Here is a 24,211-nt window from a genome sequence, read left to right as displayed (position 1 = left end):
GTGCTCCGGGCACCGTGGGTTAGGTCACGCTTACTGGCGGTTCCGCTCGGGAATCCCCCGACGTAGAGTCGCTTGACGCGCGACCTAGTTGAGCAGACTCCCCCTCCCCGCCTTGAGGACGGATACCGCCATGCCGCGTCCGACTGCCGCCCAGTTGTTCTACGGGTCCGCCACCGTCGTCGTGTCGACGATCGCCATGCTGCTGCTCTCGCAGACGGGCACGGGGCGCGGGATCGCCGTCATCACCACCGCCGCACTGGCCCTCGGACTGCTCGTCGCGCTCACCGCCGCGAGCCCCCGCCGCCGCGGCCGGCACGCCGCCCCCGCCGGAGCCCCCGCCCGTACCCCTGCCGTTTCCCCCGGTGTTGCCGAAATCACGCCCGAACCGGTCCCCGTGGGCCCCGCGGACGCGGCGGCCGCCCGGGTGCCTGAGCCCCGGGCGGCCGCCGTCGAACAGCCGGTGCACCACTGAGCCGCAGGACGCCCAGCCGCACGCCGGTCCTCCTCGTCGCTACGCCGCACTCACCACCACGGTCTTGCCCACCTTGTCGTGCAGGCCCTGCTTGTACGGTTTGTCCACGAGGATCGACACGATCAGCACGATCTGCCACAGGCAGGGGCAGCACAGGAGCGCCGGCAGCCAGAGCATGGCGGCCCGCCCGAGGGCCGCGCCGGACTGCGGGACGCTGCCGTCGTTGAGCATCGCGACGCGCAGCCCGAGGGCCTTCTTGCCGATGGTCCTGCCGTCCTTCTTGGCGAACCACCAGTCGTAGCCGACGAACAGGACGATCGAGATCAGCGTCATGGCCAGACCGCTGCCGCTGTACGACTTGGTGAAGACCTGGCTGACGTCCTCCCCCTTGTTCGTCTCGACCGCGTAGCGGTTGGTGCCGAACGCCAGCTGGATCAGGAACAGCGGCACGAGCACGATGACCACGTCGATGATGCGGGCCCCGAGCCGCTTGCCGAAGTCGGCCAGCGGGGGCATCCCCGCGAGCGGATCGGGCATGCCGTAGCCGCCGCCCCCGCCGTACGGGTCACCCGGGCCGCCGCCGTGCGGGGGCGGCGGGGGCGGGTATCCGCCGCCGCCCGCGCCGCCGTAGGGGCCTCCCGGCGGCGGAGGGGCGCCGCCCGGGGGCGGGGTCGGGCCTCCCGGCGGCGGGCCGTACGGCGAACCGCCCGACGGAGGCGTCGGTTCCTGGGGCTTCTTGAGGAACGGGTCGTCCTCGGGCGGCTGGCCCGGCGGCGGCTGATCGGTACTCATGGCCCGAGTCGAACCCGGCCCCGCGAACCCTGCAACGGGACGGCGTCCGTTCGGGGGAAGGCGCCCCCCGGCGGCCGCCCCCGGCGTCCCCCCGCGGCCCCCTGCCGGGCCTCAGCGGGCCACGTACGTCCTGGCCGCCCGGTCGTGCCAGCCCCGGCGGCGGGGCCGGTCCACCAGGCACCAGAGGCTGCCGGGGAGCCCGAGGAACGCGTACACCAGCCAGCGGCGCAGGGCCGCGCCGAACGTGGGCGGGCGGAGCGTGGCGGCGGACAGCACCCGGATCCCGAGGAGCTTCTTGCCGGGGGTGCGGCCCCAGCGGGCGGTGGGCAGCGCCTCGTAGAACACCCCGAAGAGCAGTACGGCGCCCAGGACGAGGCCGAGGTATCCGGCCATGGTGCTGTCGAACAGCCACACGGTGGTGGTCCGGCCGCTGCCCTTCGCGGCGTCGACCTTGGCCTCGAGATGGGCGGTGGCCGCGGGTACGAGGGGCCAGGCGGTCCCCACCGCGACCGCGCCGAGTACGAGGGTGTCCAGCGTGCGGGCGAGGGCCCGGCGCACCAGCCCGGCGGGGCGGACGGCCCGCTCCGCCATCCGCTCGAAGACGGCCCGCTCGGTGGGCCGGGGGGCCGTGCGGCCGGCTTCCGGTGCCGCCGGCGCCTCGAGGTCGTGATCCGCCTCGGCGGGGGCGGCCGCCTGCCGGGGGGCGGGGGCCGAAGCCGGGGCGGACCCTGCGGCGGGCCGACGGACCGCCGGGGCCTGCGCAGACGGCGACGGCGACGGCGACGACGGCGCATGCACGGACCGGGCCGCTGCCGAGGCGGCGGCAGCCGGGTCGCGCCGGACCGGCGTCTCGGGCTCGGGGCGCGCCACCGGGTCGCGGAGCATCGGGGCCTCTGGCTCAGGCCGCGCGTCCCAGGCCGCCGGGGCCTCGGGCTCGGGCCGGGGCGCCACCGGGTCGCGCCGCGGTGCCGGGTCGCGCCGCAGCGGGGTCTGCGGCCACGAGGAGGTGAGCCCGGACGGCCCGGCGCCGGCGCCGGGGGCGGCGGGCCACTCGGGCTCGACGGGAGCGGGAGCAGGCGCCGGGGCCGGGGCCGGAGCAGGTGCGGGAGCCGGAGCAGGCGCCGGGGCCTGGGCGGCCGGGGAGCGCGCGGACAGGATTCCCACGCCCTCGGCGGAGCCCCGCGCCGCGGCCTGCGCGGGGAACCGCTCCGCGGTGGCCGCCGCCGCGGCGGACGGCGTACGGGCGAAGGACACCCCCGGCCCGCGCTCCGGCCGTTCGGCCGCGTCCAGGGGCTCCGGGCGCGGCCCGCGGCCCAGCGAGACCCCCGCCGAACGGGCCGGCGCGTGCCCCGGGTCGGGCTCCGGCAGCGGCGGGCTGCCCCAGGACACCCGGTGGTCGCGGGGCCCGCCGAAGCCGGACTGGTGCAGCGGGTCGGCCTGCCAGGCGGGCGTCGCCGCGGGTGCGGGTACGGCGGGCCGGGCGACGGGTGCGGGCTCGGGTTCGAGCTCGGGTTCGGGCAGCGCCTCGGTCACGCCGGTCTCGTCCAGGAACACCGGGCCCGTCTCGTCGGACCGGGCGGCAGGGCGGCTCGTACCCGGGACCCAGTTGAGGCCGTTCCAGTACCGGACGAACCCGGGGATGGACGGATCGGGGTAGTAGCCCTCGCGGGCCGCGTGCTCGCCGTCACCAGGGGAGGCCGTCAATGTCCCCAACTCCGATCGTGGCTTGAGGCTTGTGCAAGGGGAGGACCATAGCCAAGAACCGTGCCCCGACAGGTCCGGTAACGGGAGAAACCAAGCCTTTGAGCGAACGCCGCCCCATACGGCTGTTTTCGGTCACCCAACAGGATCCGGCCAATCCCCGATTCGGTGCGCGAAGTCGCGTCATACCCGGGCACATCGGCGCTCTCACCGGGTGTGGGGCGCGAACCCGGCCCTGCGACACGAACCGGAGATCCCGAAGTGAGGCCGCCATGCACCACCCCGTCATCGAGCGCGAGCTGGAACTGAAGCTGGTCCTGTCCCCTGAGCGCAGCGTCGCCGTCCCCGCCCGGCTGGTCTACCTGACGGACGACCCGTACGCCGTGCACGTCACCTTCCACACCGGCTCCAGCACCCCGGTCAACTGGACCTTCGCCCGCGAGCTGCTGGTCGAGGGGGTGTTCCGTCCGTGCGGCCACGGAGACGTCCGGATCTGGCCCACGAAGGTCGACAACAAGGCCGTCCTCTGCATGGCCCTGACCTCCCCCGACGGCGACGCGCTGCTGGAGGCCCCGGCCGGCTCGGTGTCGGCCTGGCTGGAGCGCACGCTGCGCGTGGTCCCGCCCGGCACCGAGGCGGACCGGCTGGGCCTGGACGACGCGCTGGCGGAGCTGCTCACGCCGACCCCGGCCGACGACCTGTGGATGCGGGACCCGTGGCCGTCGGACGAGTCGGCGGACGGCGACCTGTGATGCGGATCCGCCATCTCAGCCTCGTGCGTTCCATACCCGGCGTACGGTCAGAAGAGCTTGCCGGGGTTGAGCAGGCCGAGTGGATCGAAGGCCTGCTTGACCGCTCGCTGCATCTCGAGTCCCACCGGCCCCAGTTCCCTCGCGAGCCACTCCTTCTTCAGGACCCCGACCCCGTGCTCGCCGGTGATGGTCCCGCCGAGCGCCAGTCCCAGCGCCATGATCTCGTCGAAGGACTCGCGGGCCCGGCGTGTCTCGTCCTCGTCGGCCGGGTCGAAGCAGACCACCGGGTGGGTGTTGCCGTCGCCGGCGTGCGCGCAGACCCCGATGAGCAGGTCGTACCTGTGGGCGATGGCGGCCGTGCCGTCGAGCATCTCGGCGAGCCGCGAGCGCGGTACGCAGACGTCGTCGATCATCGTCGCCGGCCGCAGGGTGTCCAGGGCGGTCAGCGACATCCGGCGGGCCTGGAGCAGCAGTTCGGACTCCGCCTCGTCCTCGGCGGGGACGACGGCGGTGGCTCCGGCGGCCGTGCACAGCTTCCCCACGGCCGCGAGGTCGTCGGGCGCGTGCGGGGTGTCGAAGGCGGCCAGGAGCAGGGCCTCGGTGGTGTCCGGCAGGCCCATGTGGCCGAGGGCGTTGACGGCGCGGACGGTCGTGCGGTCCATCAGTTCCAGCAGCGAGGGCGTGAGCCCGGCCTCCATGACGGCGCAGACGGCCGCGCAGGCGGCCGCGGCCGAGGGGAACTCGGCGGCCAGCGCGAGCTGCCGGGGCGGCGCAGGGCGCAGCGCGAGGACGGCCTGGACGACGACGCCGAGGCTGCCCTCGGAGCCGACGAAGAGCCGGGTGAGGTCGTACCCGGCGACGCCCTTGGCGGTACGCCGGCCCGTGCGCAGCAGCCGCCCGTCGGCGAGGACCACGTCGAGGCCGAGCACGTACTCGGCGGTGACCCCGTACTTGACGCAGCACAGGCCGCCGGACGCGGTGCCGATGTTGCCGCCGATCGTGCACTGCTCCCAGCTGGAGGGATCGGGCGGGTAGTACAGGCCCTGCGCGGCGACGGCCCGTGAGAGCACCGCGTTCACGACGCCGGGTTCGACGACGGCGATGCGGTCGACGGTGTTGATCTCGAGGATCCGGTCCATCTTGACGAGGGAGAGCAGGATGCAGCCGTCGGAGGCGTTGGCGGCGCCCGACAGACCCGTGCGGGCGCCCTGCGGGACGACGGGGACCCGTAGGGCGGTGGCGGTGCGCAGCACGTGCTGCACCTGTTCGACGGTGCGGGGCAGGACCACGGCCGCCGGGGTGCCGGCGGCGCAGAAGTTGGCCATGTCGGTGGCGTAGGAGGCGGTCACCTCGGGATCGGTGAGGAGGGCCTCGGCGGGGAGCCCCTCCAGGAGGCTCGCGCGCAGACGTACGGAGAGATCGTCGTCCATGACATCCATGGGCCCAGCGTGACACCGGGGGCCATCGGTGTGAACACGGCCGCGACGGGCTTCGGACACCTCGGCTAACTCATCATATTGACGCACAGTGACCCCATGGACCGTATCGACCGAATCGACGAGGAAGCGCAGCAGCCCGCGCCACCCGTGACCTTCACCGGCCGCAAGACGCTCGTGGCGGCCGGGGTCGCGGTGGTCCTGATCGCCGGGGCCCTGCTGATCCGGCCGGCCCGCCAGGGCGACGACGCGCGCCCGCCCGGGCCCACCGAGCGGGCCGCCTCGGCGGTCGGCATGGGTGCGCCGGCGGCGGCGGTGGACCTGACGGCGCTGGTCGCGGACCGGGAGAAGTGGGTCGCGGGGCACGAGAAGGACGACGCGTCCTGGGCGGTGCTCGGGGCGGCGTACCTCGAGCAGGCGCGCCGGACGGCGGAGCCGGCCTGGTACCCGAAGGCGGAGAAGGCGCTGAAGCGGTCGCTGGAGATCCGCCCGGCCGAGAAGGGCAACTTCGACGCGATGACGGGCATGGGCACGCTGGCCAACGCCCGGGGCGACTTCGGGACCGGGAAGAAGTGGGGCGAGCTCGTACGGGCGCAGGCGCCGAAGCGGTGGACGGCGTACCCGGTGCTGGTGGACGCGTACACGGGCCTCGGCGACTACAAGGCCGCCGAGCGGTCGATGGAGCGGCTGGTGGACCTGCGGCCGGGGCTGGCGGCGTTCATCCGGGCCTCCCAGGTGTACCGGGACCGCGGCTGGCGCGAGGACGCGACGATGGCGATGGAGCACGCGGGAGGCGCGGCGAAATCGCCGGCGGAGAAGGCGTACGTGCTGTTCCGGCTCGGGGAGCTGGCCTGGGAGCGGGGGGACGCCGCGGAGGCGCTGCGCCAGTACGAGGGTGCGCTGCGGGCGGACCCGGCGCAGGCGCAGGCGCTGGGCGGCCGGGGCAGGGCGCTGGCCGGGCTGGGCCGGGGCGGGGAAGCGGTCCGGGACTACCGGATGGCGCTGGGCCGGGCGCAGGAGCCGCGGCTGGCGCTGGAGCTGGGCGAGCTGCTGGATGCGCTGGGGCGCGGCGAGGAGGCGAAGGCGCCGTACGAGATGCTGCGTGCTGCGGCCGGGCGGGGCGCGGCGGACGGGGTGAACGAGGCGGTGGTCCTCGGCCTGTTCGAGGCGGACCACGGGGATCCGGGGGTGGCCGTGCGGCGGCTGACGCAGGAGTGGTCGCGGCACAAGAACATGCAGGTGGCGGATGCGCTGGCGTGGGCGCTGCACAAGACGGGCGACGACGCGGGGGCGCTGGAGTACGCGAAGAAGTCGACGGAGCGGGGGGCGCGGAGCGCGGACTTCGCCTACCACCGCGCGATGATCGAGCGGGGTCTGGGCGACGACGCGGGGGCCCGGCGCCACCTGCAGGAGGCGCTGCGCACGAACCCGCGGTTCTCCCCCGTCCGGGTCCCGCTGGCGAAGGAGGCACTCGCCTCGATCGGCCAGCCGCCGGCGGGCGGCCCGGAGAACATGCAGCCGACCAAACCATGGGTGGCCCCGGACCTCCCGAAGGCGGCCAAATCCAAGCCCCCGGCCCCGGCGGCCAAACCGAAACCGAAGCCGAGCCCGTCGCCCGGCAAACCCAGCCCAGCCAAAGCCTGAGGCAGCCGGCCGATCCGGCCCCGCCGGCGCTCGAGGCGCGGGGGTCTGGGAAGCCCCCGGCAACGGCAGAGCCCCCGGCGCCGAAGGCAGCGCCAGGGGCCCGGGACCCGCGACCTAGAGGTTGCCCCGCTTCTCCTGCTCCCGCTCGATCGCCTCGAACAGCGCCTTGAAGTTGCCCTTGCCGAAGCCCATCGAGCCGTGCCGCTCGATGATCTCGAAGAACACCGTCGGGCGGTCCTGCACCGGCTTGGTGAAGATCTGCAGCAGGTAGCCGTCCTCGTCCCGGTCGGCCAGGATCTTCAGCTCGCGCAGCTCGTCGATCGGCACCCGCGTGTCACCGACCCACTCGCCGAGCGTGTCGTAGTACGAGTCCGGGACCGACAGGAACTGCACGCCCGCCGCGCGCATCGTGCGCACGGTCGCCACGATGTCGTTCGAGGCCAGCGCGATGTGCTGGACGCCGGGGCCGCCGTAGAACTCCAGGTACTCGTCGATCTGCGACTTCTTCTTCGCGATCGCCGGCTCGTTGATCGGGAACTTGACCTTCTTGGTCCCGTCCGCGACCACCTTCGACATCAGCGCCGAGTACTCGGTCGCGATGTCGTCGCCCACGAACTCCTTCATGTTCGTGAAGCCCATGACCTTGTTGTAGAACGCGACCCACTCGTTCATCCGGCCGAGCTCGACGTTGCCCACGCAGTGGTCGATCGCCTGGAAGGTCCGCTTGGCCGGCGGCGCCACCATCGGCTCGACGGCGACGTAACCCGGCAGGTACGGCCCGGTGTAGTCGGCGCGCTCGACCAGCGTGTGGCGGGTCTGGCCGTAGGTCGCGATGGCGGCCAGCACGACGGTGCCGTGCTCGTCCTTCATCTCGTACGGCTCGTCCAGCCCGCGCGCGCCCTGCTCGACGGCGTACGCGTACGCCGCCCGCGCGTCCGGGACCTCGATCGCGAGGTCGATGACACCGTCGCCGTGCTCGGTGACGTGCTCGGCGAGGAAACGGCCGTGGTCCGTCGTCGGCTTGATCACCGAGGTCAGGACGAAGCGCGCGGAGCCGTTGGTCAGGACGTAGCTGGCCGTCTCGCGGACGCCGTTCTCCGGTCCGGAGTAGGCGACGAGCTTCATGCCGAAGGCGGTGGAGTAGTAGTGCGCGGCCTGCTTGGCGTTGCCTACGGCAAAGACGACCGCGTCCATGCCCTTCACCGGGAAGGGGTCTGCCTCACGCGCGGTGTGCGGGGTGGTTTCGAGGTTCGTCAGAGACTCAGTCATGAGCGCAGAGTCCCGCCGATCCACAAGCTGCGCAATAGTTTCCTGTTTGGCTGTACAGACTGACCAGCCGAGGCGGAGGATGGCTGAGAGATCTGTGCAGTATGACCAGCCGATCGAGGGAAGGCTTCCATGGGCATCGACGAACTCGACGGCCGGCTCATCGTCCTGCTCGCCCGGGAGCCCCGGATCGGGGTCCTGGAGGCCTCGCGCCGGCTCGGCGTGGCCCGCGGCACCGTGCAGGCCCGGCTCGACCGGCTCCAGTCGAACGGGGTCATCCGCGGCTTCGGCCCGCAGGTGGACCCGGCGGCCCTCGGGTACCCGGTGACCGCGTTCGCGACGCTGGAGATCAAGCAGGGCCAAGGGGCGGACGTGCGGGCGCACTTGAACGGCGTGCCGGAGGTGCTGGAGCTGCACACCACGACCGGGCACGGGGACATGCTGTGCCGGCTCGTGGCCCGGTCCAACGCCGATCTGCAGCGGGTGATCGACCGGGTCGTCGGGTTCGAGGGGATCGTGCGGGCCTCGACGGCCATCGTCATGGAGAACCCGGTACCGCTGCGGGTCATCCCCCTGGTGGAGCAGGCGGCGCACGAGGGCTGAGCCGTCCGGGTGGTTCCCAGAGGTTCCAAAGAAGACGTTGCAAAGAAACCCTTGCATAGAAGTCTTTGCAACTCTACGGTTGAGCCATGCCCGAAGAAGCGAACACAGAAGGACCCAAGGTCCGTACCCTCGACGCCCGCTCCCTGCGCGGCCTCGCCCACCCGCTGCGCATCCGCATGCTGGCCACACTGCGCCACGAAGGCCCGGCCACGGCTTCGCAACTGGCGGAGCGGCTCGGGGAGTCCAGCGGCGCCACCAGCTACCACCTGCGCCAGCTCGCCGCGCACGGGTTCGTCGAGGACGCGCCGGAGCACGGCAAGGGCCGCGAACGCTGGTGGCGGGCCGTCCACGACGGCACTCGGTTCGACGAGCAGCTGATGTACGCCGAGGACCCGGACACCCGCGGTGCGGCGGACCTCTTCCTCCACGAGATCGCGACGATCCACACGCAGGAGCTGAGCACCTGGCTCGGCACCGCCTTCAGCTGGCCCCAGGACTGGCGGCGCGCCTCGGAGGTCAGCGACCACACGCTGCGCCTGACGGCCGACCAGACCCTCGAGCTGATCCTCCGGATGCACGACTTGATCAACAGCTACCGCGACCTGCCGCCCTCGGACGACACGAAGACGGTCCGCCTCCACTCGCACGTCTTCCCGCGCTCCGGCGAGTAGCCGCAACCTCGCCCCCGCCTCGCCCCCGCTTTCCTCCCGTTCCCGCAGAAGGAGTCCTGCCGTGCACGCCTTCCCGCCCGCCGAGATCCACGCCGAGACGCACGCCGCCCGTACCGCCGAACTCGCCGCCGCGGCCGCCGCCTGGCACCTCGCCCGCGAGACCGCCCCGGCCGCCCCCTCCCTGCGCAACCTGCTCGGCGAGGCCCTCGTCAGCGCCGGGACCCGGCTGATCCAGCCTGCCCACCTCCACGCCCGCATCCCGCACGCCGCATGAGCCGTCGCCCGTTCGCGGCCGTCCTCGCCGCCAACACCGTTTCGATAGCCGGGAGTTCACTCACCCTGATCGGCGTCCCGTGGTTCGTGCTCCAGACCACGGGCAGCGCCGGCCGGGCCGGGGTCGTCGCCTTCTGCGCCACCCTGCCCGTCGTCGTCGCCGCGCTCGTCGGCGGCCCCGTCATCGACCGGATCGGCCGCCGCCGGGTCTCGGCGGCCTCCGACCTCATCTGCGCCGTCTCGGTCGGCGCGATCCCGCTGCTGCACTACGCGGGCGCGCTGGAGTTCTGGATGCTGTGCGCGCTGATGGCCGTCGGGGGCCTCGTCCACACGCCCGGCCTGACCGCCCGCGGCGTCCTGCTGCCGGACCTCGCCGAGCACGCCGGCACCACCGTGGCCCGGGCGGCGAGCCTGTACGACGCCGTCTCCCGCGGAGCCCGGATGATCGGGGCCGCGCTGGCCGGCGTACTGATCGCGGTGTTCGGGGCCGAGTCCGCCCTGCTGCTGGACGCGGCCACCTTCGCCGTGTCGGCGCTGCTGGTCACCGCGTTCCTGCGCGGGGTCCCGGCCGCGGAGCCGCAGCGGGCCACCGGGAAGATCTCCTTCGCCGGCTACCGGGCCGAACTGGCCGAGGGCTGGAGCTTCCTCACCCGCTCGCGGCTGCTGGCCGGCATCACCGTGATGGTGATGATGACCAACGGCCTGGACCAGGGCTGGTCCGCGGTCCTGCTGCCCGTGCACGGCCGCGAGGCCCTCGGCGGCGCCGCCGCGGTCGGCCTGCTCGTGTCCCTCTTCGGCGGCTTCGCGCTGCTGGGCGCCCTGCTCTACGGGGTGTGGGGCGAGCGGTTCTCCCGCCGGACCGTGTACACGACGGCCTTCCTGCTGTGCGGTGCGCCCCGGTACGCGGTGGCCGCCTTCACCGACACCCCGCTGCCGCTCGCGGTGACGATGGCGCTGTCCGGGTTCGGTGCGGGCATGCTCAACCCGATCCTGACCACCGTGCTGTACGAGAGGGTCCCGGACGAGCTGCGCAGCCGCGTCTCGGGCGTGACCACCGCGGGCTGCGAGCTGACCATGCCGCTGGGCGGGCTCGCGGCGGGCCTGCTCGTCGACGGGCTCGGGGCGACGCCGGCCCTGCTGCTGTTCGGCGGCGTCTATCTGCTGACCACGCTCGCGCCGCTGGTCTTCCCGGCCTGGCGCACGATGGAGCGCGCACCGGAGCCGGTCGGCTCCGCCGCCGCCACCGAGGTCAGCAGGACGGAACCGGCTCTCCCCGGCTGAGCGCACGCAGCGCCTGCACCGCGTCCGTCAGCGTACGGACGGGGACCAGCCGGAGCCCCTCGGGGAGTTCGGTCTGCGCGTCGGCGCACTCGGCCTCCGGTACGAGGAACACGCTCGCCCCGTCGCGCTGCGCGGCCTGGGTCTTCAGGGCCACGCCGCCGACCGCGCCGACCTTGCCGTCCGCACTGATGGTGCCCGTACCGGCGATGGTGCGGCCGCCGGTCAGATCGCCGCCGCTGCCGTCGCCGTCGAGCTTGTTCACGATGCCGAGGGAGAAGAGCAGGCCGGCGCTCGGGCCGCCCACATCGGCGAGGTTGAGCTGGACCTTCACGTCCTTCGGGTCCTTGTGGAGGTAGCCGAGGGCGGCCTGGGTGGCCGCCGACTGCGACGTGGCCATTTCCTCCAGGTTGTGCGCCTCGATCTCCTTGTCGCTTCCGCCCGAGGGGTAGACCGCCTCCTTGGGCATGACCGCCCGGCTGCTGTCGAACCAGTCGTCGACGAGCTCGGGCAGGGTCACGGTGGTGGAGGGACCGGTGGCCTGGATGGTGGTCATCCGGAGCTGGCCCGTGGTCTGCCGGGTCGGGGCGCCCGTCACGGTGATCACGGGCTTGCCGTCGCGGGCGCCGAGCACGTCGGCCGTGAGGCCCGGCTGGGCGATCACGAAGGGCAGCGGCGCGAAGGCCGCGGCGGCGAACAGCCCGAGCACGGGCACGGCGCAGACGGCCAGGGCGGCGGGACGCGGCAGACGTGTGAGGCGAGAGAGCACCCGCCCAATCTATCGGGCGTCCCCGACGCGCCCACGCCCCGCCATCCCGCCACCCCCCGGCGCAGGGCGTCAGCGCAGGGCGTCGGCGACCTCGCGGGCTGCGTCCACGACGCGCGGGCCGACCCGCTCGGGCACGGCGTCGGCCAGCATCACGACGCCCACGCTGCCCTCCAGTCCCGTGATGCCCACGAGGGGCGCTGCCGCGCCGCTGGCGCCCGCTTCGAGCTCCCCGTGGGTGAGCGTGTAGCCGGGCTCGGTGAGCGTGCCCTGACGGGCCGCCAGAATGGCCCGCCCGGCTGCCCCGCGGTCCAGCGGGTGACGGAATCCGGGCCGGTAGGCCACGTGGTAGTCGGTCCAGGTCGGCTCGACGACGGCCACGGCGAGCGCCTCGGTGCCGTCGACGAGGGTCAGGTGCGCGGTGGCGCCTATGTCCTCGGCGAGGGACCGCAGCGCCGGCAGGGCCGCCTCGCGCACGAGCGGATGCACCTGCCGCCCGAGCCGCAGCACCCCGAGCCCGACGCGGGCCCGGCCGCCGAGGTCGCGGCGGACCAGGGCGTGCTGCTCGAGGGTGGCCAGCAGGCGGTAGACCACGGTGCGGTTCACACCGAGGCGGTTGGAGAGCTCGGTGACGGTCAGACCGTGGTCGGTGTCGGCGAGCAGTTTGAGGACTCTGAGCCCTCGGTCCAGAGTCTGGGAGGTTTCCGCGGTCACGACGCCTCTCCCTCTCTCGGTGAGCGGCGGTGACTCTCGGGATGGAACGACGCCGGTCCCACGGCGACGCACGGAGAGGCCGCCGGTAGCGGCCATGGCACCGGCTGCGCTCCCGCGGCGGCGCTGCCACGGGGCGTTCGATGCGGGGACAGTAGCGAGCGGGTCCGCTCAGCGGAAGGCCTCGTCCAGAATCCGGGCGCCAACTACCCCTTTGTGCCGGTTCAGGATCGCCCGCGGAGACGATTCGTGACCTCGGCCCGCCGGCGGTGCCTGTGCGATCCCCCCGACGCCGGTCCCGAGTCCGCGACCCCCGCAGCGCCGTACGCGGACCCGCCGGCGGACACGTAACGTGACCGGGGTCCGTGCGAACCTCCGCACGGACCCCGGGTCACAGTCCGTACGAACAGAGGACGGAAGGACGGAAGGACGGGAAGAAGGGGACGACGGGCTCACCGCATCCGCGTGGCCCACTCCTGCACCTTCTTGATCCGCTCCCGCAGCTGCCCCGCCGTCGCCTCCGCGCTCGGCGGCCCGCCGCACACCCGCCGCAGCTCGGTGTGGATCACGCCGTGCGGCTTGCCGCTCTGGTGGACGTACGCCCCCACCATCGTGTTCAGCGACTTCCGCAGCTCCAGCAGCTCCTTGTGCGAGACCACCGGCCGGCGGTCGGCCGGCAGCTCCAGCAGGTCCGCCTCCGCGTCCGGCTTGCGCCGGCTGTGCGCGATCTGCCGCGACTGCCGCTTCTGCAGCAGCATCTGCACCTGGTCCGGCTCCAGCAGACCCGGGATGCCGAGGTAGTCCTGCTCCTCCTCGCTGCCCGGGTGCGCCTGCATGCCGAACTCGGCGCCGTCGTAGAGCACCCGGTCGAAGACGGCGTCGGACTCGAGTGCCTCGAAAGACATCTGCTCGTCCTCGCCGGTGTCCTCGTCCTCCTGCCGGTTCGCCTCGTCCATCTCCTTCTCGGACTCGGCGTACGGGTCGTCCTCGCCCTTCTTCTTGGGCTTGTCGAGGACGTGGTCGCGTTCGACCTCCATCTCGTTGGCGAAGCCGAGGAGATAGGGAATGGTCGGGAGGAACACGGAAGCCGTCTCGCCGCGCCTGCGCGACCGCACGAAACGCCCGACGGCCTGGGCGAAGAACAGCGGGGTCGAGATAGTCGTCGCGTACACGCCGACCGCGAGGCGCGGTACGTCGACGCCCTCGGACACCATGCGGACGGCGACCATCCAGCGGTCGTCGTTGGCGCTGAAGGTGTCGATGTTCTTCGAGGCGCCGGTGTCGTCGGACAGGACGAGGGTGGCCTTCGTCCCGGTGATCTCGCGGATCAGCTTGGCGTACGCGCGCGCCGAGTCCTGGTCGGAGGCGATGACCAGCCCGCCCGCGTCCGGGATGCCCTTGCGGACCTCGGTCAGCCGCTGGTCGGCGGCGCGCAGCACGTTCGGCATCCAGTCGCCGCGCGCGTCCAGCGCGGTGCGCCAGGCCTGGGAGATGGCGTCCTTGGTCATCGGCTCGCCGAGCCGGGCGGCGATCTCGTCGCCGGCCTTGGTGCGCCAGCGCATGTTGCCGCTGTAGGACAGGAAGATCACGGGCCGGACGACGCCGTCGCCGAGGGCGTTCCCGTACCCGTAGGTGTAGTCGGCGGAAGACCGCCGGATCCCGTCGTTCCCTTCCTCGTACGTGACGAAGGGGATGGGGTTGGTGTCGGACCGGAAGGGCGTACCGGTCAGCGCGAGGCGCCGGGTCGCCGGGTCGAAGGCCTCGAGGCAGGCCTCGCCCCAGGACTTCGAGTCACCGGCGTGGTGGATCTCGTCGAGGATGACGAGGGTCTTGCGCTGCTCGCAGCGGTTGCGGTGCAGCATCGGCCGCACGCCCACACCCGCGTACGTGACGGCGACCCCGTGGTAGTCCTTGCTCAGCGGCCCGGCGGAGTACTCCGGGTCCAGCCGGATGCCTATCCGGGCGGCGGCCTCGGCCCACTGCTTCTTCAGGTGCTCGGTCGGCGCGACGACGGTCACCTGCTGCACGACATGGTGGTGCAGCAGCCAGGAGGCGAGCGTCAGCGCGAAGGTCGTCTTGCCTGCGCCGGGCGTCGCGACCGCGAGGAAGTCGCGGGGCTGGGTCTGGATGTACCGGTCCAGCGCACCCTGCTGCCAGGCGCGCAGCTTGCTGGCGGTACCCCAGGGGGCACGGCCCGGGAAGGCGGGTGAGAGGTGGTGGGAGGCGGTAGTAGTCACGGTCTCCGGTTCGGGCTCTCGGCGGCTGGCGGCGGCGGTCGTACGTAGGACAACCGGGCCACCCTACCGGGGCCGGCCGGCCCCTCGCGGAGGGACAGGCCCGTGACCTCGGCGGGTGCGGTGAGCGTCACATCCGGCGCAACCGCTCGGCGATACGGGCCACATCGGCCTCGCCGCCGGCCGCGCCGTCGATGACCAGGCCGTACGCGGCGTACCGGACATCCGGGCCCGCGGCCGGTGCACGGCGGACTCCAGCAGACGGGATGCGCGCAGCGCGACGCTCTGAGCGCCGGCGAGACAGCGCCCCGGGCCGGATCCGGCACCTCGGCGTGGATCAGACGCCGCACGCCGCATGCCGCATGCCGCACGCCGATCCCGATCCCGATCCCGATCCCGGTCACGGTCACGGTCACGGTCACGGTCACGGTCATCCGGCCCGCCGGGCCGATCCAGCCCCGCCGGCGTTCGAGGCGCGGGGGTCCGGGGGCGGAGCCCCCAGCGGCCCGCGGCAGGGTCCGCCTACGCCTGCGCCTGCGCAGGCACCGGCCCGGGTCGGGACCCATCGGCGTGGAGGCGGGTCGCAACCCAGGCCCCCACCAGCGCCACCGCGGCCATCGGCAGGAACACCACGACGAACGCCCCCGGGTGCGAACCCGACGCCGCATCACCGGTCACGGCATGTGCGGCCCCCACCGCTCCCCCGCCCAGCGCGGCGAACGCCGCGCCCCCCGCCGCCAGCAGCACCACATTGGCCAGCGCGTCCGAGATCTGCAGCGCAGCGGAATTGGCCCCCGCCTCCTCCGGCGCCGAGAGCTTCAGCAGCAGCACGCTCGTAGAGCCGATCACCAGCCCCATCCCCAGGCACCCCACCGCCCACGCGGCGGCCAGCGTCCACACCGGCACGGACTCGATCAGCACGGCCGGGGCCGCGGCGATGGCGAAGGCCACGAGCACCATGCCTGCGACCATCAGCCGTTCCCGGTACGGCGCCATCCGTCCCTTCGACTGCAGCCACGAGCCGCCCGCCCAGGTCACCCCGCCCGCCGCCAGCGAGAACCCGGCCAGCGTCGGGCTCAGCCCCCGCTGGGTGACCAGCATCAGCGGCACGAAGCTCTCCGCCGCGATGAACGACCCCGCGGCCACCCCGCGCAGCAGCACCACCGACGGCAGCCCCCGCCGCGCCAGGTAGGTCCCGCGCGGCAGCAGCCCCCGTACGGCGGGCACCAGCAGCGCCGTACCGGCCGCGGCCGGGAGCAGCGACAGCCACCGCAGGTCCTGGGCGGCGTACTGCAACAGCCCCGCCCCGACGGAGATCCCGAGCGCCAGCCGGATCCGCCGCCGGTCGAGGGCGGCGGGCGGCGCGTCCGGATCCACCGGCCCGGACGCGGTCCGCCGTATCGCCGGCAGGGCCACGACCAGCGGGACGACGACCAGCGCCGGTATGCCGAGGAACACCCAGCGCCAGCCGAGGTGCTCGGTCACGGTCCCCGCGGCCAGCGGTCCGACGATCGACGGCACCACCCAGCTCGCGGCGAAGGCGGCCATGATCGCGGGCCGCAGCCGCTCCTCGTACGCCCGGCTCACCACGACGTACAGGGCGACGATGACGAGCCCGCCCCCGAACCCCTGCACGGCCCGCCCGAGGACGAACACCCACATGTCCCCGGCGGTGCCCGCGAGCACCAGCCCGGCGGCGAAGCCCCCGATCCCGACGGTCAGCGGCCGCAACGGCCCCTCCCTGTCGGCCCACTGCCCGGACAGCACCATCCCGAAGAGGCTGGTGGTGAAGTAGGCGGAGAAGGCGAAGGCGTACAGCCCGATCCCCTCCAGCTCCCGCGCGGCGACGGGCATGGCCGTCCCCACGGCGGTCGCCTCGAAGGCGATCAGAAAGATGACGGAGATGATCCCGATACTGAGCGTCCGGTACGCGGACCCCAGAATCCCGCCCTGGGGCTGGGGCGGGACCGGCACGCTGCGCTGTGGCACGCGGGGTTCAAGGGCACTCATCGCCCCAGAGTAAGGCGCAAGCCTGGGTTGCGCCCCTGTCAATTCGGCGGATTCCCCGGTAGGCCGCGGGACCTAGGACCACACCGACCACGAACGCAGCACGGCAGTCGCATTGCACCCCCGGCGCCCCCTTCCCACCCCCCGGCACGCCTCGTACGGCCATAGTGCTGTCGGTTCTCTACCCGGCCGGGACGGCGCCGGCGCCGGGTGTCGGGCTCGCGCCCGATTCGGGTTCCGCTTTCGGCAGGCCTTCGGGACGTTCGGGCAGGCCTCCCCGGGCATCGCAACCCAGCTCCTTGGCGACCGCGAGCGCCGCGGAGTGGGCCAGCGCCACATAGTCGGGGGCAAGAGCGGGTTCGCCCGCCCGCCCCTTGTCCCATTTGCTGTGGAATTCGGCAGTGATCCGGAGAGGGACCCCGCTCGTGGAGCCGACGCGGGAGCTGACGCAGTCGAATGCGACCGTGTACTCGCGGAAGCCCGCCCAGCCCTTCGTGCCCGCGTCCTTGGCTCCCGGCATGTAGTCCGGGACATCCGCGTCCTTGCTGGTGGCGCGGAAACGCAGATAGGCCGTCGGGTAGTACCTGTCGGAATCGACATCCTTGACAGCACCGGAGATGTCGCACGACGGGATGGACGTATCGCGCACCTTCCTGCCGTCGCGGTAGGCGCTCTCCAGCGCCTTCGCGATCGAGGAGACGTCCGCGTTCTCCTTGTCCTCCCGGATCACGAAGCGGGAGGACTCCAGGACCCTCTCCAATGACGGACCGGCGGCCGGGGAGACGAGACCACCGCCGCAGACCTGTATCGCCGAGACCTGTTCGGGCTCGCTCGGCGTCGGCGTTTCGTCCGGCGTGGACCCACTGCACCCTGCGGCCGCCAGGCCGAGTACCACCACCCCGACCGCGGTGGACGCCGCGTACGGCAGCCTTCTTCTGCTCGTCACTCCTTCTTGCCCGTCTCGGGGGCGTGCCCCTGCTGCTCCGCACGTGAGTTGCCCGCCTGGTACCCGGCGAGCATCGACTCGGTCAGGTCGTTGCCGAGGACACTGGTCGGAGCGACGGCGTGACGCTCCATGAACTCCTTCATGGGCGCTCGGGCACTGTGCTCCCCGGCCTGGTACATCGCCTTGGTGGTGGCGTGTGTCTTCTCTTCGCCGTCGTCCTTGTGCTTTTCCACCGCACCGTCCGACCATTCGCCGACCACCTGGGAGGCGACCTGTTCCACTGCGCCACTGCCGAGATCCACCGCCAGCGGAACCACGATCGCCGCGGCACCGGCAGCCACCGCCGTGGCCGGCAGGAATGCCACGCCGCCCGCGATGGCCGCGGTCGTGCCGAACTCCACCCACGCCGACTGCTTCTCGTGTGCCTTCTCGTACTCCTCGTGCTGCTTCTCACCCATGGCCTTGACCTGTTCGGCCCGGGACTCGTCGAGCATGCCCTGAATTTCGGCGCCCGTACGGATCGACGCACGGGCTCGGCCCTCGTCGACCTGGCCGTCGTGAAACCCTTGCGTCTCCAGCACACTGGCCGAGTAGATGCGCTCCGCCGTGGACACGGCGGCGTAGGAATCCGGGTGTTGGCCCAGGGCGCTCAGCAGGTTCCGCGCGTCCTCCAGTTCGAGGTCCACGTGGCCGGCCTTGGCCGTGGGCTCGAAGACGCTCTCCCCGTCCTGGTTCGCGATCGCCCGGTTGACGTCGTCGATGTAGCCCGCGGTCATGTTGCCCACGCTGTCCGCAAGTGACTCTTGGGCCTTGAGAAGACCGGCATCCCCTCCGTACTTCTGCACGACCGCCTCCATCACCCTGGCGCCCTGCTCGGTCCGGTGGAGGTCCGGCCTCGGGTCGTCCCAGGCGTGGCCCAGGGTTGCCGCCTCCAGGGCATGGCCGAGGGCGTCCGGCATGTACTGCTGGACTTTCTTCAGGTCGTCCGGGTTCGTGCCCTCCATGTCGATGGTGAAGTCGTACTTCGCGTTGCCGAAGAAGTCGAGGTAGTTCTTGATCGGCTTCTTGCCCGCGCCCTTGCCCAGGTCGGCGGGGCCGGACTTCTCCGTGCCGTCCTGGTTGTACGTGTGCGGGGGCCGGTCGGGGTCGAAGAACTGGGCCGACGCCTCCGGGCTGTGCCCCAGTGCCTCCAGGAAGCTGACCACCGGGTCGTAGCCCGCGCCGTTGACCCCTGAGGGGTTGAAGAGGTTCTTGCCGTAGCCGTTCAGCTGCCGGGTCTGGTTGAAGAAGTCCGGATCCTTGGCGTGGATCTGCGTGGCGTGCTCGGCGATCGGGACCAAGAACTTGGGGTCGTAGTTCCCGTACCGCATGATGCCGCCGAGCAGCTGGTACCCGTACGGCGGGTGCTGGTCGTACTTCGCGAGCGGGATGTGCTGGGTGCCCAGCTTGCGCAGGTCCTGCGCGAAGCTGTCGGGCAGGTGGGGCTCGCTCTTGGAGTTGGTGGCGGTGGCGAGGTTCAGTCCCAGGTTCTTCTGGAGCTCCTGGACGTCCTTGAGCCGCTGCTCGTCGAGCTTCGAGTAGTCGTACGTGTCCGTGGACATGTACCCGAAGAACTGGAGGGCGCCCTTGGGGCCGAGTGTCTCGTAGAAGTCCTTGGAGAACTCGGGGGCCTTGGCGTTGTCCGCCAGCAGTTCGTTGAGCTCGACGAGCTCGGCGTGCGTCAGGTCCCGGCCCTTCTTGGCCAGGTCTGCGGCATGGCCGGCCTGCTCGGCGTCGAGGCCGGCGTACTTGGGTCCGCTGAAGTCGTGGCCGTCGGTGACATTGGCGGCGAGCAGGCGAGCCAGCGACTGGTCGACGTCGTCGCAGTTGTCGATGATGTCGTCGATCTTCTTCTGCCACAGCCCGCGGTTCTCCCGGATGGACTGCTGGTAGTCGGGATCGTGGCGTGCCGCGTTCCGCTCCCCCTCGGTGGCGAGCGGGGTGGCGGAAATCCGCCCGCCCGCGTCCACCTGGAAGCCGGCTGCCGGTGCCTCCTCGGCTGCGATCTTCTTCAGCTGCTCCTTGGAGGACTTGAAGACGGCGAGCCCCTCGGTCAGGGCCTTGTGGATGCCCTTGGCCTCTTTGGCCGCGTCTTCGAACTCCTTGGCCGTCTTGTCGACGAACCCACGCGCCACGCCGGCGGTGACACCGCTCCACTGGGCCTTGTCCGACTTGGCCTTCATCCCGTTGCGGGCCGACTCGGCCAGTTCGTCGAGCTTGCCGGCCATCGCCTTCCAGTCGGTGACGGCCGTCTGGAGCTTGTCGACGGGCGCGTTGAGCACGTTCTCGTACGTCAGCATCGTGGGCCTACTTGAGGTACTTGTCGATGGCGGAGGCCGTGAAGTCGGCTTGGAGCTGCTGCTCGTCCTTGGCATGGGAGGAGAGCGAGTAGTTCAGTCCGTTGGAGACGTTCGCGCAGGCGGCCACCAGGGTCTTCACCTGGCCCTCCCACGCGGTGTTGGCCTTGGCCAGAGCGGCACCGCTGGCGAAGCTCTCCTTGGAGAGCGCCCCGGCCGCCTCGGCCGAGGATGCCGCGGCGTGCTTGCCGTCGGTCAGGAGCCGGGAGTGCAGCTTGTAGGCCTCGGTCCCGATGGCGCCGATGTGGTCCTGGTTGATCTCGAGATCACCACCGCCGGGATCGGTGGGGACGTGGTTGAGTCGCGTCGAGACGCTGGCCGCGGCGGTGGCGCGCGCGGTGGACCATTCCTCGTCGAACGACATCGCGTGCTTTTCTCCTCGTGTCACATCAGCGTCTAACACGTTGAACGGTGCTTGTGGTTACGGCTCCGGCTCCGGCTCCGGCGATGAGCAGGCAGGCTCCCATCCCGGGGGCGGCCCGGGGAAGGCCTGGGGAAGGCGCCTGCTGGTGTCTGTCTGGTTCTGTGCGTGGGGTGCGGAGGCGGGGCCGGGTTGCGTCGGCCTGGGGCCGGTGAAACGGGTGGCATGGATGCCGCCGTCTCGGAGACGTCCGCCGGATCTGGTCGCCGGGGGTCTCCCCGTCGCCGACCGCGGGAAGGATGGGCTTGCCCTCGTGCAGGGCGTACGGGACGGCCTCGCTCTGACCCGGTCCGCCGACGGAGTCCACCGTGCAGCGGATCGCCTCGGTGCTTCCGCCGCCTATGGGGACGCGGAGCGGGTGGATTTCCCGCCTCCTGGGGCCCGGTCGCTTACCGGTGCCCGCGCTCGTCGCCGTCGTACCCGTGAGAGACGTCCCCGGACAGGAGCAACTGGCCCTCGAGTGCGGGGATCCGGCCGAGGCCGGTGTCCATGACGCCCTTGCCGGTGCTGGTCTTCCAGGTGTCGATGGGCTTCACGGCATCGAGATGCCGCTGCTGGGGCCGAACCGTCTCGGCGCGGGCGGCCGGGGCGACCCCGGCCGGCAGGAGAACCGCCGGGCCGAGATCGTCCCTCGCATCCGCGTCGGGCGCCGTCAGGAGTTCTTGCGCCGGACCACGACCGCGGTGACGGCTCCCCCGATGAGGACGCAGGCTCCCAGGCCGAGCCCGATCCAGAGGAGGTTGCTGCCGCCGTCCTTCTTGGCTTCTGCCTGGGGTGCGCTGGACTCGGGCTTCTTGCCGTCGGCCGACGGGGCCGGCGAATTCTTCCCGTCCGCCGCCGCCAGGTCGGGCAGCGGGAAGACATCCGCCGGACCGGGGTCGCCGGGCGTGGGCACGGCGATCCGGGGCCGGACGATGCCGTAGCCGATGTAGTCGTTGCGCGGAGCACCGTCATTCGGCTTACCGGCGGTGTTCAGGAGGACCCGGAGGACCTGATTGTTGGTCCAGTCGGGATGCGCGGACCAGAGCAGGGCGGCGGAGGCGGAGGCGAGGGCCGTAGCGTCGCTGGTGCCGTGGGTGGTACACAACCCTGTCTTGCCCTTGCAGGCGGTGACGATGTCGATGCCTGGGGCAGCCATGTCGATCTGCGAACCGTGCTGCGATTCCTTCGTCGCCTCGCCCTTCGCGTCCACGGCGCCGACAGCCACTACTCCGGGGGTTGCGGCGGGGTACTTGATCTCGTTGAGCGTATCCCCGTCATTGCCGGCACCGGCAAAGATCAGCTTCCCCTTCGAAAGCGCATACTTCACCGCTTCACGACGAGCTTCGTCGTCCTTCGGCGTGCCGACAATGGCCAGGGAAATATTGATGATCTTGGCGTCCGAATCGGCCGCGTACCGAATGGCTGCGACCCAGGAGGGGGTGTTCAGCCCCTCCAGCATGTCGGGCACCCGGATCGGGAGGATCTTGACCCCAGGGGCAAGCCCGTAGGCCCCATCACCGCTCGGGTGCTTTCCAGTGGCAGCGATCATAGAAGCGACGCCGGTTCCGTGCCCGCCATAGTCGTTGTCTCTGCCAGTCGCAGCATCACCAACAGGAAAGGCCGTGCCCGGAAGGACCTGCCCTTCGAGCTCCGGGATCTGGTCGACACCGGTATCGATCACTGCGACGGTGACACCCTTGCCGTTGCTGATCTTCCAGATGTCTTCAGCCTTCATGGTGTCGAGATGCCATTGCTTCGAGCGAATGGTCTCCGCATGGGCCGGGGTCGCGGCGACCCCGGCCAGCAGCAGGCCCACCAGGGCCGCGGTCGCCTTGCGCATGTGCATCTCGTACAAAGTCCGTTCTGCTCAGTCGATCACCGGCGGAGCAACACGACGGTCGCCCTGCCAGGTCTCTTCGTCCTCGACCAGGTAGTCGGGGCGTTCGCCGCCCTGGTCCTCACGTCGCCTGCCCGGAGCATGCGTGCCTGCACCCGCGTGGCCCATGGCACTGCCGCTGTTGCGTACGAGACCCGAGCCGCCCTGGGTGAACGGCTGACCGCCGGTGGCCAGACGTCCGCCTGACGCAGCCTGCCGGCCGCCCACGATGCCGCCCGGCTCCGAGGCCAGCCGACGTGCCGTCGGGGAACCGCTCACGCCGCCGGCGTGGGCGCCGCCACCACCGTGGGGACCGCCCATCATGCCTCGGCCCGTCTGCGTGCCTTCGGTGCCGATGACCGTGCCGCGCGGGATACCCGCGTTGGGGCCGCTGGTCGGCACGGCGCGGCCGCCCATGATGCCGGAATCCCGCGGGGGCGGCCCAGCGATCGGGTTGACCTTGCTGAGGCCGTTCCCGCCGGGACCGAGGTTCGGCAGCTGACCGAGCCCCGGACCGAATCCGGGAATCGTCTTCCCGGTGATCGGAGGGAGCCCCAGGGGCGGGAGCGGAGCGACAGGGCCGGGTCCGGGGCCCACGGGGAGGTTGGGGACCGGTGTGCCCGTCGTCGGGGGCAGCGTCGTGGGCGGCGGCAGGGTCGCAACGTGGTCGAGGCCCACGTCCACGTTACGGTCCGGGATCCCGGGCAGGGTCGTGGGCACAGTCGTCTGAGGCGGGGTACCGTCCGCCTTCGGCTGATGGCCCGGCACCCAACCCGGTTCGTTCGAGGAGGACTCAGGGGCCGGAGGCGCGTACGAGTTCGAACCGGCAGATCCAACGCCTCCGCCGGATCCCGGCCGCTCCATGTCCTCGCTGCCGTAGACATCCTGCGGCACGAACCGCGCCGGCGGCGGCGGGAAGGTCGGGATCTCCGCCTTGTTCATCTCGCCGTACGACAGCTCGTACGACTGCGCCAGGTTGTTCATCAACCTGATGGACTCATTGTGTTCTTTGTCGAGCTTGCTCCGCTCCTGCTGGGCAATCTGCTGCGCGTCCGGGTCGTTGTGCGCCTTGAGAGCTGCTGCCAGGTTCTCGGCGGACCTCGTGTCGTAGGCGGGCATGTCCCGCGCCTCGATCATCTTCTGAACGGTCTCACCCATCCAATGGGCGCCCGTCGCGCTGTATTCGCTCAGCCGTAGCGTCGCGTTGCCGGCCCGGCCCACCCATTCCTGGAAGACCGTGGCCGCTTCGCCCTCCCAGCCGGTGACGCGGTGGTTCTTCAGCTTCTCCGCGATCTTCGCGATGTCCTTTGACGCCTGCTGCAGGCGGTCGGCACGGTCCTTGACCGCAGTCGGGTCCAGCGAGGCCCTCATCTCGCGCAGCTTCTGGTGCGAGTAGCCTTCAAAACTCGTTGCCATCAGTAGGTACCCCCCTTCGCGTTGCCACCGGTGCCAGGAGTTGCGGGGCCAGGGTGCTGCGAGGCCGCCAGCTTGCGCTGCTCCTCCGGATACGGATCGCGCTCCCGAACGTAATGTGCCTCTGCCTGCTTGGCGATGGCTACCATCCGTCGCTGCGTTTCATCGTCCACACCGCCGTAGCCTTTGCCCGCCGTCAGGATCGCGATGCCCAGGCCCTCGATCTGTTCCGCCAGGCCCTTCGAGAGCTTCTGCAGCTCCGTGATGACCGTGCCGTACGACTTGAAGAGGGCGTCCGCCTCAGGGAATCCCGTGCCGAGCTTGCCCGCCGGCAGGGTGTCGTTCGCCAGCTTCTTGTGGTCCGCGTTCGAGCCGGTGAGGTCGTCCAGCAGGTCCTTCACCATGTTCTGGTACCCCGACAGCGTGTCGTATTCGACCTTCAGCGCTGCCGCTTTCGCCTGCGACGCAGCCTGCGCCCGGATCGCGTCCGCCACACCCGTAGTCATGCCGCCCAGACCCGCCAGCCCGCCCGGCGCCTGCTCCTCTGCCACGATGGCCTCCCCGACTCCCC

At 71.8% G+C, this 24,211-nt stretch carries 22 protein-coding genes; 7 read left to right on the top strand and 15 right to left on the bottom strand.

Features of this window, described 5'->3' with window-relative positions:
* Positions 1-130 precede the first annotated feature (130 nt).
* Positions 131-472 carry a hypothetical protein gene (locus OG299_RS24580; RefSeq protein WP_266628908.1) on the top strand — a complete coding sequence of 114 codons (342 nt, stop codon included), beginning with the start codon at positions 131-133 and terminating at the stop codon, positions 470-472.
* Positions 473-511: 39 nt separating this feature from the next.
* Here the strand turns inward: OG299_RS24580 and OG299_RS24575 are convergent, their stop codons facing one another.
* Positions 512-1,264 (bottom strand): RDD family protein, encoded by a 753-nt coding sequence (locus OG299_RS24575; RefSeq protein ID WP_327362640.1) that lies wholly within the window; start codon positions 1,262-1,264, stop codon positions 512-514.
* Positions 1,265-1,375: 111 nt separating this feature from the next.
* The gene (locus OG299_RS24570; RefSeq protein WP_327362639.1) at positions 1,376-2,968 is read right to left on the bottom strand and encodes an RDD family protein; all 1,593 of its coding nucleotides are present in this window, start codon (positions 2,966-2,968) and stop codon (positions 1,376-1,378) included.
* Between the two features lie 269 nt (positions 2,969-3,237).
* Here OG299_RS24570 and OG299_RS24565 point away from each other — a divergent pair, with 269 nt between their 5' ends.
* The gene (locus OG299_RS24565; protein ID WP_327362638.1) at positions 3,238-3,717 is read left to right on the top strand and encodes an SsgA family sporulation/cell division regulator; all 480 of its coding nucleotides are present in this window, start codon (positions 3,238-3,240) and stop codon (positions 3,715-3,717) included.
* A 47-nt stretch (positions 3,718-3,764) separates the two neighbouring features.
* On the opposite strand, the gene OG299_RS24560 is transcribed toward OG299_RS24565, so the two are convergent.
* Entirely contained in the window at positions 3,765-5,147 is a 1,383-nt protein-coding gene (locus tag OG299_RS24560; protein WP_266633516.1) for an FAD-binding oxidoreductase, read from the bottom strand.
* Between the two features lie 105 nt (positions 5,148-5,252).
* Between OG299_RS24560 and OG299_RS24555 the strand changes: the two genes are divergently transcribed.
* A complete protein-coding gene (locus tag OG299_RS24555) occupies positions 5,253-6,797 on the top strand; it encodes a tetratricopeptide repeat protein (protein ID WP_327362637.1) in 1,545 nt (514 codons plus the stop codon).
* 114 nt (positions 6,798-6,911) lie between these two features.
* On the opposite strand, the gene hppD is transcribed toward OG299_RS24555, so the two are convergent.
* Positions 6,912-8,066, bottom strand: coding sequence for a 4-hydroxyphenylpyruvate dioxygenase (hppD, locus tag OG299_RS24550; protein WP_327362636.1), 1,155 nt, complete (start codon positions 8,064-8,066; stop codon positions 6,912-6,914).
* Between the two features lie 129 nt (positions 8,067-8,195).
* On the opposite strand from hppD, the gene OG299_RS24545 reads away from it, so the two are divergent.
* The 4 genes from OG299_RS24545 (at position 8,196) to OG299_RS24530 (ending at position 10,891) form a co-directional block, all read left to right on the top strand.
* Positions 8,196-8,666: an Lrp/AsnC family transcriptional regulator gene (locus tag OG299_RS24545; protein WP_030299924.1), complete on the top strand. Its 471-nt coding sequence runs from the start codon at positions 8,196-8,198 to the stop codon at positions 8,664-8,666.
* An 86-nt stretch (positions 8,667-8,752) separates the two neighbouring features.
* Positions 8,753-9,337 (top strand): ArsR/SmtB family transcription factor, encoded by a 585-nt coding sequence (locus OG299_RS24540; protein WP_327362635.1) that lies wholly within the window; start codon positions 8,753-8,755, stop codon positions 9,335-9,337.
* Positions 9,338-9,398: 61 nt separating this feature from the next.
* The gene (locus OG299_RS24535) at positions 9,399-9,611 is read left to right on the top strand and encodes a hypothetical protein (RefSeq protein WP_327362634.1); all 213 of its coding nucleotides are present in this window, start codon (positions 9,399-9,401) and stop codon (positions 9,609-9,611) included.
* Entirely contained in the window at positions 9,608-10,891 is a 1,284-nt protein-coding gene (locus OG299_RS24530; RefSeq protein ID WP_327362633.1) for an MFS transporter, read from the top strand. The genes OG299_RS24535 and OG299_RS24530 overlap by 4 nt, the downstream gene beginning before the upstream one ends.
* Here OG299_RS24530 and OG299_RS24525 read toward each other — a convergent pair.
* From OG299_RS24525 to OG299_RS24475, 11 genes are all read right to left on the bottom strand, one after another.
* Positions 10,860-11,657, bottom strand: a complete 798-nt coding sequence (locus OG299_RS24525; RefSeq protein ID WP_327362632.1) for a S16 family serine protease — start codon at positions 11,655-11,657, stop codon at positions 10,860-10,862. The genes OG299_RS24530 and OG299_RS24525 overlap by 32 nt on opposite strands.
* Before the next feature lie 69 nt (positions 11,658-11,726).
* Entirely contained in the window at positions 11,727-12,368 is a 642-nt protein-coding gene (locus OG299_RS24520; RefSeq protein ID WP_266628887.1) for an IclR family transcriptional regulator, read from the bottom strand.
* 449 nt (positions 12,369-12,817) lie between these two features.
* The gene (locus OG299_RS24515; RefSeq protein ID WP_266628885.1) at positions 12,818-14,602 is read right to left on the bottom strand and encodes a DEAD/DEAH box helicase; all 1,785 of its coding nucleotides are present in this window, start codon (positions 14,600-14,602) and stop codon (positions 12,818-12,820) included.
* A 519-nt stretch (positions 14,603-15,121) separates the two neighbouring features.
* The gene (locus OG299_RS24510; RefSeq protein ID WP_327362631.1) at positions 15,122-16,609 is read right to left on the bottom strand and encodes an MFS transporter; all 1,488 of its coding nucleotides are present in this window, start codon (positions 16,607-16,609) and stop codon (positions 15,122-15,124) included.
* Positions 16,610-16,787: 178 nt separating this feature from the next.
* Positions 16,788-17,552: a hypothetical protein gene (locus OG299_RS24505; protein ID WP_327362630.1), complete on the bottom strand. Its 765-nt coding sequence runs from the start codon at positions 17,550-17,552 to the stop codon at positions 16,788-16,790.
* Positions 17,549-19,891, bottom strand: a complete 2,343-nt coding sequence (locus OG299_RS24500) for a hypothetical protein (protein WP_327362629.1) — start codon at positions 19,889-19,891, stop codon at positions 17,549-17,551. Before OG299_RS24500 ends, OG299_RS24505 begins: the two co-directional genes overlap by 4 nt.
* Before the next feature lie 7 nt (positions 19,892-19,898).
* The gene (locus OG299_RS24495) at positions 19,899-20,312 is read right to left on the bottom strand and encodes a hypothetical protein (protein WP_266628877.1); all 414 of its coding nucleotides are present in this window, start codon (positions 20,310-20,312) and stop codon (positions 19,899-19,901) included.
* A 446-nt stretch (positions 20,313-20,758) separates the two neighbouring features.
* A complete protein-coding gene (locus OG299_RS24490; protein ID WP_327362628.1) occupies positions 20,759-20,905 on the bottom strand; it encodes a hypothetical protein in 147 nt (48 codons plus the stop codon).
* Positions 20,906-21,021: 116 nt separating this feature from the next.
* The gene (mycP, locus tag OG299_RS24485; protein WP_327362627.1) at positions 21,022-22,191 is read right to left on the bottom strand and encodes a type VII secretion-associated serine protease mycosin; all 1,170 of its coding nucleotides are present in this window, start codon (positions 22,189-22,191) and stop codon (positions 21,022-21,024) included.
* Between the two features lie 27 nt (positions 22,192-22,218).
* Complete coding sequence (locus OG299_RS24480; RefSeq protein ID WP_327362626.1) at positions 22,219-23,643, bottom strand: WXG100 family type VII secretion target; 1,425 nt, start codon at positions 23,641-23,643, stop codon at positions 22,219-22,221.
* Positions 23,643-24,191, bottom strand: coding sequence for a DUF2563 family protein (locus OG299_RS24475; protein ID WP_327362625.1), 549 nt, complete (start codon positions 24,189-24,191; stop codon positions 23,643-23,645). Before OG299_RS24475 ends, OG299_RS24480 begins: the two co-directional genes overlap by 1 nt.
* Positions 24,192-24,211: the final 20 nt, after the last annotated feature.

Source organism: Streptomyces sp. NBC_01296, from assembly GCF_035984415.1.
Taxonomy (GTDB): Bacteria; Actinomycetota; Actinomycetes; order Streptomycetales; family Streptomycetaceae; genus Streptomyces.
Note: the sequence above shows the minus strand (reverse complement) of the source record. Positions and strands in the feature narration are given on the sequence as shown.

Bases quoted from the DNA above. Each gene is read 5' to 3' on its own strand.
- OG299_RS24565 (WP_327362638.1), top strand. From the start codon at position 3,238: ATGCACCACCCCGTCATCGAGCGCGAGCTGGAACTGAAGCTGGTCCTG.
- OG299_RS24540 (WP_327362635.1), top strand. From the start codon at position 8,753: ATGCCCGAAGAAGCGAACACAGAAGGACCCAAGGTCCGTACCCTCGAC.
- OG299_RS24530 (WP_327362633.1), top strand. From the start codon at position 9,608: ATGAGCCGTCGCCCGTTCGCGGCCGTCCTCGCCGCCAACACCGTTTCG.
- OG299_RS24580 (WP_266628908.1), top strand. From the start codon at position 131: ATGCCGCGTCCGACTGCCGCCCAGTTGTTCTACGGGTCCGCCACCGTC.
- hppD (WP_327362636.1), bottom strand. From the start codon at position 8,066: ATGACTGAGTCTCTGACGAACCTCGAAACCACCCCGCACACCGCGCGT.
- OG299_RS24510 (WP_327362631.1), bottom strand. From the start codon at position 16,609: ATGAGTGCCCTTGAACCCCGCGTGCCACAGCGCAGCGTGCCGGTCCCG.
- mycP (WP_327362627.1), bottom strand. From the start codon at position 22,191: ATGCGCAAGGCGACCGCGGCCCTGGTGGGCCTGCTGCTGGCCGGGGTC.
- OG299_RS24555 (WP_327362637.1), top strand. From the start codon at position 5,253: ATGGACCGTATCGACCGAATCGACGAGGAAGCGCAGCAGCCCGCGCCA.
- OG299_RS24560 (WP_266633516.1), bottom strand. From the start codon at position 5,147: ATGGACGACGATCTCTCCGTACGTCTGCGCGCGAGCCTCCTGGAGGGG.
- OG299_RS24500 (WP_327362629.1), bottom strand. From the start codon at position 19,891: ATGCTGACGTACGAGAACGTGCTCAACGCGCCCGTCGACAAGCTCCAG.
- OG299_RS24495 (WP_266628877.1), bottom strand. From the start codon at position 20,312: ATGTCGTTCGACGAGGAATGGTCCACCGCGCGCGCCACCGCCGCGGCC.
- OG299_RS24575 (WP_327362640.1), bottom strand. From the start codon at position 1,264: ATGAGTACCGATCAGCCGCCGCCGGGCCAGCCGCCCGAGGACGACCCG.
- OG299_RS24480 (WP_327362626.1), bottom strand. From the start codon at position 23,643: ATGGCAACGAGTTTTGAAGGCTACTCGCACCAGAAGCTGCGCGAGATG.
- OG299_RS24545 (WP_030299924.1), top strand. From the start codon at position 8,196: ATGGGCATCGACGAACTCGACGGCCGGCTCATCGTCCTGCTCGCCCGG.